Annotated in this window: 9 protein-coding genes and 1 pseudogene; 9 read left to right on the top strand and 1 reads right to left on the bottom strand. The window is 51.2% G+C overall.

What is annotated here, in order from left to right:
• The first annotated feature begins 97 nt into the window (after positions 1–97).
• The 5 genes from DEF47_RS02350 (at position 98) to DEF47_RS02330 (ending at position 7,118) form a co-directional block, all read left to right on the top strand.
• Positions 98–1,120, top strand: a complete 1,023-nt coding sequence (locus DEF47_RS02350) for a LacI family DNA-binding transcriptional regulator (protein ID WP_287044947.1) — start codon at positions 98–100, stop codon at positions 1,118–1,120.
• Positions 1,121–1,247: 127 nt separating this feature from the next.
• Positions 1,248–2,708, top strand: a complete 1,461-nt coding sequence (locus DEF47_RS02345; protein ID WP_012187858.1) for a sugar ABC transporter substrate-binding protein — start codon at positions 1,248–1,250, stop codon at positions 2,706–2,708.
• A 78-nt stretch (positions 2,709–2,786) separates the two neighbouring features.
• Positions 2,787–3,764 (top strand): carbohydrate ABC transporter permease, encoded by a 978-nt coding sequence (locus DEF47_RS02340; protein WP_012187859.1) that lies wholly within the window; start codon positions 2,787–2,789, stop codon positions 3,762–3,764.
• 11 nt (positions 3,765–3,775) lie between these two features.
• Complete coding sequence (locus DEF47_RS02335; RefSeq protein ID WP_012187860.1) at positions 3,776–4,669, top strand: carbohydrate ABC transporter permease; 894 nt, start codon at positions 3,776–3,778, stop codon at positions 4,667–4,669.
• A gap of 124 nt (positions 4,670–4,793) precedes the next feature.
• Positions 4,794–7,118: a GH116 family glycosyl hydrolase gene (locus tag DEF47_RS02330; RefSeq protein WP_012187861.1), complete on the top strand. Its 2,325-nt coding sequence runs from the start codon at positions 4,794–4,796 to the stop codon at positions 7,116–7,118.
• Between the two features lie 96 nt (positions 7,119–7,214).
• On the opposite strand, the gene DEF47_RS02325 is transcribed toward DEF47_RS02330, so the two are convergent.
• On the bottom strand, positions 7,215–7,673 hold the full coding sequence (locus tag DEF47_RS02325) for a ribosomal protein bL12 (protein WP_012187862.1): 459 nt from the start codon (positions 7,671–7,673) through the stop codon (positions 7,215–7,217).
• A gap of 525 nt (positions 7,674–8,198) precedes the next feature.
• Between DEF47_RS02325 and DEF47_RS02320 the strand changes: the two are divergent.
• The 4 genes and pseudogenes from DEF47_RS02320 to DEF47_RS02305 all read left to right on the top strand — a co-directional run.
• Positions 8,199–8,399: pseudogene (locus DEF47_RS02320) on the top strand (Rdx family protein); the annotation flags it as partial.
• A gap of 107 nt (positions 8,400–8,506) precedes the next feature.
• Positions 8,507–9,460, top strand: a complete 954-nt coding sequence (locus DEF47_RS02315; protein ID WP_012187864.1) for an NAD-dependent epimerase/dehydratase family protein — start codon at positions 8,507–8,509, stop codon at positions 9,458–9,460.
• Complete coding sequence (locus DEF47_RS02310) at positions 9,457–11,721, top strand: GAF domain-containing sensor histidine kinase (RefSeq protein WP_012187865.1); 2,265 nt, start codon at positions 9,457–9,459, stop codon at positions 11,719–11,721. The genes DEF47_RS02315 and DEF47_RS02310 overlap by 4 nt, the downstream gene beginning before the upstream one ends.
• A 4-nt stretch (positions 11,722–11,725) precedes the next feature.
• Positions 11,726–12,214: a cyclic nucleotide-binding domain-containing protein gene (locus tag DEF47_RS02305; RefSeq protein WP_287044946.1), complete on the top strand. Its 489-nt coding sequence runs from the start codon at positions 11,726–11,728 to the stop codon at positions 12,212–12,214.
• Positions 12,215–12,314 lie beyond the last annotated feature (100 nt).

The raw sequence follows: 12,314 nt of genomic DNA, 5'->3' as shown, positions 1-12,314 counted from the left end.
ACACCTGCTTGACAAAATACATAAGATCTTTTATTCTCTCCCTAAGACTTCTGAGACCGGTTCCAAAGTAATTTAAATCAGTTTGTGGGGTTTCGCCGTGGAACAACTCACGATTCGCCAAATAGCCCAACTTGCCAATGTTTCACGCTCGACCGTTTCGCGGGTAATCAACAATCATCCCAGCGTGCGGCCCGAAGTGCGACAACGGGTGTTGGAAGTTATTCGCGAACAAGACTATGTTCCGCAGGCAGCCGCTCGTAGTCTGGCAAGCCGCCGAACCAATGTGGTGACCCTGTTGATCCCACGCAGCTCGGCAATTATCTTCACTGACCCATTCTTCCCATTAATCATCCAAGGAATTACCGAAACCTGTTCTGAGCGGGATTATTCGGTGATGCTTTCGATGGTGACTGGCACCCAAGAACGGGATTTCTATCAGCGGGTATTACGCAGTCGGATGACCGACGGTCTGTTGATGCTTTCGAGCGATATTGATGACCCAGTGTTACCCTTGCTGATTAACGACCAAATGCCGTTGGTCTTAATCGGCGAACACCCGTATATGCAGCCAATGTATACCGTTGACGTGGCAAATCGGGCCGGGGCAGTGCTAGCAGTCAGCCATTTATTGCAACTTGGCCATCGACGGATTGGGGCGATTACAGGCCTACTGCAGATGAAAACCGCCATTGATCGCCGTGACGGCTATAAGCAAGCGTTATTGCAAGCAGGCGTTGCCATCGAGCATTCGTTGATGATCGAGGGCGAATTTACCCAAGAGGGTGGCTATGCTGCAATGCGCCAATTGCTCAGCCTTGAACAGCGACCAAGCGCTGTCTTTGTGGCCAGCGACACCATGGCATTAGGAGCCTTACGGGCTATTTACGAGGCCGGGTTACATGCTCCCCACGATATTTCGCTGATCGGCTTTGATGATGTGCCAGGCGCGGCCTATACAACCCCCGCCCTGACGACGATTCACCAACCAATTCAGAAGCTTGGTAGTACCGCCGCCACGATGTTGCTTGACCATCTCGAAGGGCGACCACCGCTCCAGCAACACTTCCGTCTCTCACCTTCGTTAGTCTTACGCCAATCGTGCGGGCCACGGGTCGCCTAAACAGCACCCACGGATTCACTAGATCGCATGGTCTGTCGAACACGGGAGTTTTTGGGAGCGATCCCAAATGAGTTCGAATGGACACTGATGTTCAACCCACTCAACGCCGGAATCAAGGAGGATTCGTATGCAACGCTCACGCCGTCCGTTTATTACTTGGCTAAGCCTCTTAACTCTGATTTCAATGATCTTGGTTGCTTGTGGTGGAGCTGAGACCGCTCCCACTGCAACCACTGCTCCAGCTGCTACCGCTACGACTGCGGCTCAAGTTGAACCAACTGCTGCTGATGCTCCAACCGAAGTTGCCGCAACCGCTGAACCAGCAACCGCTGAGCCAGCTGGTGGCGATGTTGTTACCTTGAAGCTGTGGCACATGCCTAACGGTGCTGCTCCAGCCGATGCCATCCAAGCTGAAATCGATGCCTTCGAAAAAGCTAACCCCGGCATTAACGTTGAGCCAGAAATGCTCGACTGGGGTGCAGCTTTCCAACGCATCCAAACCTCGGTTCAAGGTGGTGAAGGCCCATGTATTACCCAATTGGGTACGACCTGGAACCCAACCTTTGCGGCAATGGGTGGCTTACGCCCATTCACCGAAGAAGAAATCACCGCTATGGGTGGCAGCGATAGCTTCGTCGCCGCTTCATGGGCAACCTCACAATTGCAAGGTATGGAAGGTACATTCTCGATTCCATGGTTTGCTGATGTTCGCGCCTTGGCCTATCGCAAAGACTTGTTGGAAAAAGCTGGCTTGAAGCCAGAAGAAGCCTTCAAGGATTGGGCCAGCTTCAAAACGACCTTGGCTACCATCCAAGAACAAAATCCTGACGTTGCTGGGATCGCTTTCCCAGGCCGCAACGACTGGAACGTTTGGCAAAATAGCTCAATGTGGATTTGGAACAGCGGTGGCGATTTGTTGAGCAGCGATCTCAGCGAAGCAACCTTCAACTCAGAAGCAGCTGTGGCTGGGGTTTCAGAATTTGCTAACCTCTACAGCAGCAAATTGACCGTTACCAATACCTTGGAATTGAACTCAGCCCAAGTTGATGCCAGCTTTGGCGATGGCCGCACCTTTAGCGCAATCACTGGCCCATGGTTGATCAGCAACGCTCGCACTGCTGCCGACGCTGGTGGCTGGGCTAACCGCACCGTGGCCGATAACTTGGCCTACGCCGAATTCCCAGCTGGCCCTGGTGGCTCATACACCTTCGTTGGTGGTAGCAACTTGGCCATCTTGAAGAGCTGCGAAAACGCCGATGCCGCTGTCAAGTTCGTGCAATTCTTGGCTGCTAACGAATCACAATTGCGCTATAGCCAAGCCATCGGGATGTTGCCAGCAACCAAGACCGCTCAAGCCGATGCTAGCATCGCCAGCGATGCCTTGTACAGCGTCTTCATCGCCGCTGCTGCTAAGGGCAAAACCTCAGCTCCAATCGCTGAATGGGGTCAAGTCGAGAGCGTTCTCAACGAACAACTTGGTTCACTCTGGGACGATGTAGCAACCGCTGGCGGTCCAGTTAGCGCTGAAGTCGTCAAGACCCGCTTGGATCAAGCTGCTCAAACTGTCAACGAATTGTTGGGTAACTAATCGGACGAGTGACGTGGCGCAGGGTGTTTGCTCACTGCGCCACGCCCACCACTGCATCCACGCAATGGAGCGACGTTTATGGCTCTGGCACCAAAAAAAAATAAACTCTCACTCTGGCAACGGATTCGGCAAAACAGCCTAGCATATAAATTTATCGCTCCAACCTTTGTGGCGATGATGATTGTGCACTTGATTCCGATTGTCCAAGGGTTGTATCTTTCACTCCTCGATGTTCGCCTTACAACCTTAACCCTCTATCTCAAAGCACCATTTGTTGGGCTAAAATACTACATCGAAGTCTTCAACGCGATCTTTGGCATTGGTGAAGCTGGCGCAAGCTCGCGGGTAACAGGCCTAATTAATGCTGCCTCAAATACATTAGTCTATACCATTTGGACCAATATTGGCACACTCGGCTTGGGCTTGATTCTGGCCATGCTGCTGAATCGTGAATTCCGCTGGCGTGGGATTGCCCGCACCCTCGTGTTGTTGCCGTGGGTTGTGCCAACCTTCGTGACTGGGACAATCTTCAACTTTATTTGGCTCGAACAAGGTGGCCTTGCCAATAAAATCTTGCTTGGCTTGAATATCGTTGATACCCCAGTAACTTGGTTGATTGGCCCGAATTCCTTGTATGCTTTGGTGATTGCCACGGTTTGGCGTGGTTTACCCTTCACCACAATTATGTTCCTCGCGGCAATTCAGGTGATTCCAACCGACCTCTATGAAGCAGCTTCGCTCGATGGAGCTAACGGCTGGCAGCGCTTTCGCCATATTACCTTGCCGTTGATTAAGCCAATTGCCGGAACCCAAGTGTTGTTTGGCTTGATTAACGGTTTCTATGGTGGCTATAATATTGCCGTGCAAATGTTCGGCGGTGGTACCGGTTTCGCAGGCGAATACGCCGACTTGCTCGTACCAGCAATTACTCGCCAAACATGGGAACGTCACTTATATGGATTTGGTTCGGCAGCCTCAGTGATTCTGATGGGCATGCTGTTGGTCTTTGTTGGCATTTGGTATCGTGCATTCCGCGATAGCTTGCGGGCTGAATAAGGAGGCCGTTTATGGGTGTTTCGCTCAGTAAAAAGGCCGAATCGGCCCGACCTGCACGCGCAACGATCAATTACAAAGCATGGTTACTTGATCGTGGTGGCGATATCCTATTGCTGGTGATCATTGCCTTGATGTTGTTGCCAATTATCTTCTTGGTGGTTGGCTCATTCAAATCGCGTGAAGAGTTCGCAGTTGGCAGTAATTTCTTTCCAAGCGACTGGCGATTTGAAAATTATAGCGAGATGTGGACACGGGTTAAGTTTGGTACATATTTCAGCAATAGCTTAATTATTTGTGGCATTACCACCTTGGTTGTCACGATTTTGGCATCGATGTCGGGCTATGCCTTGGCACGATTCCGCTTCCCGGGTGCTGGCGGGTTGAGTATGGCGATTTTGGGAACCCAATTAGTGCCTGGCACGCTGTTCCTGATTCCGTTGTATATGACCTTCCTTTGGATGAAAAATAACCTTGGAATTCCTTTGATTGGCACCAATTTTGGCGCGATTGTGCTGTATGTTGGGTTCTTTTTGCCAATCTCGCTCTGGATTCAGCGCAGTTTCTTTGCGACGATTCCGATAGATTTGGAAGAACAGGCCATGGTCGATGGGGCAACTCGCTTCCAAGCTTTTGTCTATATCGTTATGCCATTGGCAGGCCCAGGCGTGATTTCAACCGCGATCTTTGTGTTCTTGACTGCATGGGACGAATTGTTGTTCGCATGGGTCTTGAATGTTCAAACGATTCCGGTCGGGATTCGCCAATTTACGGGGGTGGCTGGCTCGCAAAATCGCTACGAGTTGCTTTCGGCAGCCTCGGTGGTGATTATTCTGCCAGTTGCTGCGATGTTCTTCCTATTGCAAAAGCGTTTTATCGCTGGCCTCACTGCTGGCGCAGTCAAATAGATTTATTTTCTCAACAACCAGAACAAAGGCGTGTAGACTTTGGCGTTGCTGAGGTCTGCACGCCGATTTGTATCTGTATCGATCAGTGTTTGGGCACAGCACCCAAACATAGGAGCACAGGATCATGACCGAACAACGCCACCATTCCTCAATTCCTCTCGCTGCGTGGCAACGCCCACTTGGCCTCGATTATCCGAATGCGGCGATTGCCGCCCACGATCATGGGCCGATTATTGACGATGGAGTCTTTCATGGTTTGCCAATTGGTGGCATGGGTAGCGGGGCGATTGGCCGCAACTTTCGCGGCGATTGGTCACGCTGGCATTTAGAGGTTGGCAAGCACGTACATCGCAGCGTTTGGCCGAATCAATGGAGTGTTTTCTGGCAAACCGCCAGTCAACAAGCCGCCCAAGTTTTATGCACGACCCAACCAGATACCGATGAATTGAGTAGCTGGAACTGGAATTATCCAGTTGGCGCTGGCAATTATCATGCACTTTTCCCCCGCGCTTGGTTCGATTATCAACACCCCGATTGGCCACTGGAATTGGTTCAAGAGCAATTTTCGCCTGTTTTGGCGGGTAATCTCAAGGAAAGCAGCTTTCCCGTTGGCGTGTTTACCTGGCGCGTAACCAATCGTGGCAGCGAAACCGTGCGTTTGGGATTGATGCTGACATGGGAACATACCCGTGCGGTCGAAGCTGCTGGCTTAAGCTTGCAACGCCAACACAGCGCTTGGAACGACGGTAACACCAGCGGCGTAACCTTGACCCAAACCAGCGATCAAGCCTTGAGCAGCCATAATGGCACTTGGGCTTTGGCGGTGCAAGCCCCCGAATCGGCCAGCGTCAGTCAATGGACATGCTGGGATGTTGCGCAAGATGCTGCCGCGCTCTGGCAAGATTTTGCCAGTGACGGCCAATTAGCCGACTATCCAACCAGCCAAAAAGTTGCTGCCGATCAACGCAGCGCAACGGCAATTGCCGTCACCCTCGAATTAGCGCCTGGTGCTAGCGCCGTGATTCCCTTCAGCCTCGCTTGGGATTTTCCAATTGTCGAGTTTGCTGATCAAAGCCGCTGGTACAAGCGCTATACCCGTTTTTGGGGCACGAACGGCGATCAAGCTCAAGCCTTGGCGGTTGCTAGTTTGACCAATGCTGATGCTTGGCGTACAGCAATTGAAGCATGGCAAAACCCCATTCTTGCTGATGATCAACGGCCATTTTGGTATAAATCTGCTCTTTTTAACGAACTCTATTATTTGGTTGATGGTGGTACGTTGTGGGTTGATCGGGCGGTTGGCGGGCCGGAGCCTGCGGCTGATGATGTGGGCTTGTTCAGCTACCTCGAATGCTACGACTACCCGTTCTATGGCACGCTCGATGTGTCGTTCTACAGCTCGTGGAGCATCTTGGCCTTGTGGCCAGAGCTTGAACGCGGCGAGATTTTGGCCTTCTCCAAAACGGTTAACGATGCTGATGATACCGTTGTCACAATTGTGGCAACTCAAGTCCCAGCAATTCGCAAGGCCGCTGGCGCATTGCCGCATGATCTTGGTGCGCCCAAAGAGCAACCATTAATCAAAACCAATGCCTACGACTTCCAAGATATCAATAACTGGAAAGATCTCAACCTCAAGTATATTTTGCGAATCTATCGTGATGTGAGCTTGTGGAACGATCAGGCCATGCTGGAAGCAACTTGGGACACAATTCCAACTGCTTTAGAATATGTGCATCAATTCGATAGTGATGGCGATGGCTTGCTCGACCATAGTGGAGCCGACCAAACCTACGATACCTGGGCCATGAGCGGCGCGGCCAGCTATTCGGCAAGCTTGCTGATTTGTGCCTTGGAAGCTGCGATTCGCCTAGCCCAACGCATGGGCGACCATGCCCAAGCCGATGCTTGGAGTGAATGGCTGGCCGCGGCTCGCCAAAGTTTTGAAACTAAGCTTTGGAATGGTACTTACTTCCGCTATCACACCGCTGATACTGATTTGCGCGAAGTGATTATGGCCGATCAATTGGTGGGCCAATGGTATGCAGGCGCAATTGGCTTGCCAGCGGTTGCTCCACGCGAGATGATTCGCTCGGCCTTGCAAACGGTCTATCGCTTCAACGTCATGCAATATGCCAACGGCGCATTGGGTGCAGTCAACGGCATGCATCCAGATGGCACGGTTGATACCAGCTCCAACCAAGCCAGCGAAGTTTGGAGCGGCACGACCTATGCGATTGCGGCCATGATGCTGCAAGAAGGGCTTGATCTTGAAGGCTGGCAAACCGCTTGGGGAGCCTATAACGCCACCTATAATGAACTTGGATTGTGGTTTCGCACACCGGAAGCATGGGGCATCGAACGAACTTTCCGTGCCAGCATGTACATGCGACCACAATCAATCTGGGCGATTGAGCATGCCTTAGCGGTGCGTGCTAAAAACGCCTGATCAGCGGACAAGCCTAGCTTGTCGGATCTCCTCGCGTCGCCTTGACGCAACCATGCCTCAAAACCACGCTGGATTCTGGCCCAGCGTGGTTTCGTTCTACCAACTTTCGACCAAATCCTTGGCTTCTTTCAAGCTCAGTTTGGTTGCTTCACGCACCATTTTGATCGCCTGAATTTTATTGCCTTGCTGGGCAACAATTTGGGCTTCACGCAAGAGATCTTCGGGAAGTTGCAGCACTGGTGGCTCAACCACGACTGGGCTAAGCGGGCTTTGGCCACGCTCGATTGCTTCGACATAATCTTTGGCTTCTTTTAGGCCAAGGCTCGTTTGGAGCCGAACGTGTTTGATGGCCTCAAGCTTTTTGCCTTGGCTTAGCAACAGCTGAATTTGAGCTTGATCAAGTTTGGCTGAATCGAAACTTGGTGTTTGCGTTGGTTTGATTGGTGGTTGATTGAAGTTGATCATGCTGCTGGGGCGTTCGGAGCGTTTACTCCAACTCCACAGCATTAAGCCCATCACGACTGCGATTGAAATCCATAAAATTGCACTTGACATCGTGTTGATCCTTTTAATTAAGTTAATTAAGCCCTTGCTCAAAAGTGTACTGTAAGCTCTCCAGAATCGCTAGCGATCAAAGAGCGCTTTTGATCCACACAGAGTACGAAGAGCACAAAGATGGCTTTTTAGCCACGAATTACACGAATTGCACGAATGATGTTTAAAATCCCTGTATGTTTTATGCTCTATGTTCTATGTTCTTTTCAGCAGCAAGACGTGGTGTGAGCAGCAAAAATTTCTATTAAACAGCGAAGAATGCGAAAACTGTTTTAGCCACAGATTAGCACAGATTATTATGATTACGCTTCAATGCTTATTGGCTGATGCTTAACCCCTGACCGCTCATAGCCTCTGCGCCGCTGCGTTAAATGCTGATCCTCGATCACCGAATATATGTCTGTTCTAGGCGCTATGTTCTTTGCTCTACGGATCAGGCTTATAATAATTGTATGCTTTGATTGATTTAGGAGACAACCTATGCAAATCACCATTACCTTTTGCATGTATTGAAACTACACCCCGCGTGCTGTCAGTTTGGCAGCCCAACTGTTGGAAATCCATCGGCAAGCGATTCAGCAACTGAGCCTGATTCCGGCCAAAGGTGGTTGTTTTGAAGTTGAAGTTAATGGGCAACTGCTCTATAGCAAACTGCAAACCGAACGCCACGCCGAAGCTGGCGAAGTTGAAGGATTAATCGCCGCCTATCTCGACCAACAAGCCTAAAACGCTGCTGCCAGCCCATGTACGGCGTGCAGTGGGCTGGCACATTCCACATAGCCAAATCCGCATGCTATAATCGCAGCCACAACATACTAATCAAGGAGTCTCCCGTGTTGGTTTTGATCACAGGTTCCAGTGGGCAGATTGGCACCAATTTGGCGCTACGCCTTCTCGCAGATGGCCATGAAGTGTTTGGGGTTGATCAACGGGTCAACACGTGGACAAAAGCCTTTGAGTATGTGATTCAGGATCTTGGCGCACCCTACCGCGATTTCCAAGGCGGAATCGGCGGCGTGCCCTATCCTAAGCCTGATGTTGTGGTGCATTTGGCGGCCAATGCCAAAGTCCACGAACTAGTAACCTACCCCCATCGAGCGTTGGAAAATGTGATGACCACCTACAACGTATTGGAATACTGTCGCCATCAACAAGTTCCAATCATTTTTAGCTCATCACGCGAAGTCTATGGTGATATTCATCGCTACTTAACCGAAGAAGCCCAAGCCGATTTCGTCTATACCGAAAGCCCCTATTCGGCCTCAAAAATCAGCGGCGAAGCATTTATCTATTCCTATGCCCGATGTTACAACTTGCCCTATTTGGTTTTTCGTTTCTCGAATGTCTATGGGCGCTACGATAACGACATCGAACGCATGGAGCGGGTAATTCCCTTGTTCATTCGCCGCATGCGCGACGGCCAACCTGTGACCGTCTTTGGGCGTGAAAAAACCCTCGATTTCACCTATGTCGATGATTGTGTCGATGGGATTGTGCGCGGAATCGAGCGAATTGTCAGTGGCCAAGTTGCCAATCAGACCTTTAATTTAGCCTATGGTGAAGGCAATACCTTGGTTCGTATGGCCGAATTGATCGCCGAGGCTCTGCAAATTGAAGCAACGATTAACGTGCAACCGTCAAAACTCGCTGGTGAAGTAACCTACTATGTGGCCAACATCGGGCGAGCACGCCAACTCTTGGGTTACACGCCCCAAGTTGCTTTAGCCGATGGTTTACGGCGAGCAGTCGCGTGGAACATTGCGTGGGACGAGGAACAGCGGCGATGACTGAACGATCACGGCAACGCGGCCATCAACAGCTCCAAACTATGCGCAGCAAACGGATTCAGGCGCGACTGCTAGCGCTCTCACGGGTCATGAACGATATTATGAATGTTGATGATCCAGCGCGATTGATCACTGCTGCCAGTGCCAAATTGCGCCAGGTTTTAGCTGTTGATGCCATTGCAGTGTGGTTTTATAGTCCTACTTCACATCGTTACCTACTAAGCCACTTCAATAATGCCAACCACGAAGATTTTAGTGCAGATGATCGCGAGGCCTTAAGTGCTTTGCAAGTGCGCAGCGGCGAGGCGTTGGCTGGGCGTGTGGTCAGTGAAGGCCATGCGATCAGCGCCCGCAACGCCGACGAATATCGCAGCATGTTTGGCGCATTGGGTCGCCGCCGCGAGGCCTTATTCAATCGCTGGCGAGCGCTCCTGCCAATTTCATTTCAAGTAACCGGTTTCACGCTGGGCGGCAATGGGCGACCCAGCGGCGTGATTGAGCTTTTCAGTAGCAAGCCCAGCATCAATGCTAACTCGGCTGCTTGGCTACAACCAACCCTTGATCAGCTTGGTTCGTTGTTGCAGTTAGTGCGTCAACAGGCCGATGCCCGTAGCCAGCGCCGCCGTTTGGCCGCCCTCGATGCCGTCGTTACCGCGATTAGCACCTCTTCCGACTTGCCCGACCTCTTAAATGTGGCGCTGTTGGTGGTGATTGAGGTAGTCAGCGCCAATGGTGGGGCAATTTGTTTGGCCTCGCCTGGTGGCCGTAGCATGACTTTAGCCGCGCAACATCAACTCCCGCAACGCGAGGCTTTGCTCCTTGGTTCGAGCCAAGCCAACAGCGTGTTGGAAGATGTCGTTTACTACGGCCAGCCAACCTTGCGACCCGTGATCAGCACCAGCGATCTTGGCGAGGATATTATGGGTCGCGCTGCCATGCCTTTGCTGGCTGGGGGCACAATCGTCGGGGTTTTGGTGTTATATGGCAATTACCAAACGCTCTCGAATAATATCGATTGGCCTTCGCTGGTTTCGATGGGTTCGCAAATTGGCATCGCGATTGCCAATACCCGTTTATACGAAGAAAGCCAACGCGAACGCCAACGGCTGGGCACGGTGATCGAATCGATCGCTGATGGCGTGGCAATTTGTAATGGCGTTGGCGAATTAATTCTGGCCAACGAAACCGCAGCGGGCTTGGTGGAAATTTCAATTCTGCCCACCTTAGCCACCAGCAGCGAATCGGGCGCACGCTACCTTGATGGCACGTTTGTCGAAGCTGATATGCTGCCATTTGCCCGCGCTTTGGCTGGTGAAGTGTTCCGCGATTATCGTTTAATTGTGCCAGGCAGCCAAGACCAAGATGTGGTGCTGAGCTTCAGCGGTGCACCGTTGCGCCGTTCAGTATTAATTGATAGTACTGAAACATCGTTTGATGGTGCAGTAATCGTGTTTCGCGATATTACCGAGCAACGCCGTTTGGAAGAGGCCAAGGATGAGTTTTTAGCGGTTGCTGCTCACGAACTGCGCTCACCACTGGCGGCAATCAAAGGCTACAGCGATTTGTTGCTGCGCCGCGAGTTGAAGCAAGCCAGCGAAGGCCGTGATTTGCGCGGCTTTATCACCTTGAGCCAGCAAGTCAATATTATGGTGCAGTTGGTCGATAATTTGCTTGATGTTTCACGAATTGATGCCGAGCGCTATACGATTCAGCTTGATGCGGTTGATTTGGGGATCTTGCTTGATTCAGTTGTGACCCATGCTCGCCAAACCGCCAACAATCATACCTTACATTTTGAGCAACTCAACCAGAGCGTCGTCTATGGCGATTCGCTAAAATTGCGCCAAGTTGCTACCAATTTTCTGACTAATGCAATTCGCTATAGCCCGCAACAAACCAACATTTGGGTGCAAGTGTTTAGCGATGAACAATTTGGCTATGTCCAAGTTGATGATCAAGGGCCAGGCATTCCACAAGGCCAACGCGAACGTTTGTTTGAACGCTACTACAGAGTGCCGGGGATTCGCCGTACCGGATCGAGCACCGAAGGTTTGGGTTTAGGCTTGTATTTATGTCGCGAAATTATTACACTGCACAATGGGCGAATTTGGGTTGATAGCGCTCCGAGCGGCGGCGCACGCTTTTGCATCGCCATTCCGCGCTTTATCCCTGAAAAACATGAAACCAACACAACCCAAACCACCCTCGATCTCGATGCCTTTTTATTCTCGCCCCAACCAGGCCGGAGGAATGATGAATAGTAGTGTGATTGCAGTATTACGTCGCGTCGATATTTTTGCTGGGCTAAACGATCTCGAGTTAAGCCAAATTGCCCAATTGTGCAAAGTTGCCAAGGCCAAAAAAGGCCAAATCATCTTCCGCGAAGATAGTGACGGCGACGATTTGTATGTGGTTCACGATGGTGCGGTGGAAATTCAAGTCCAAACCCGTGGCTCCGACGGCCAACATCGTTTATCAACGATCAACACCGCTTACGAAGGGCAAGCTTTTGGCGAAATTGCCATGCTGGGCGGTGGCAGCCGTTCGGCTACAGCGGTTGCCAGCATGAATCCAACCACCTTGTTAGTGATCAACGGCCCAGAACTTTCGACGCTCTGCGACACCAACACCGCGATTGGCTATCGCATTATGCGTAACTTTATCAACGATATGATCTACAAGCTGCGCTCGGCCTCGTTGCTGCTGCGCGGCCATATCAAATGGCAAGATAATCAACTGAGCCAGATTGATTAGTCCATGTTGATAGTTTGCAATCCTTTCGCCCCTTCGTCGGAGGGAAATACGGGAGGTGTTGCTTTTCAAGGGTAGATTTGATCACCACCCTTCCGTCCCG

The organism is Herpetosiphon sp., assembly GCF_003512625.1.
GTDB lineage: Bacteria > Chloroflexota > Chloroflexia > Chloroflexales > Herpetosiphonaceae > Herpetosiphon > Herpetosiphon aurantiacus.
Note: the sequence above shows the minus strand (reverse complement) of the source record. Positions and strands in the feature narration are given on the sequence as shown.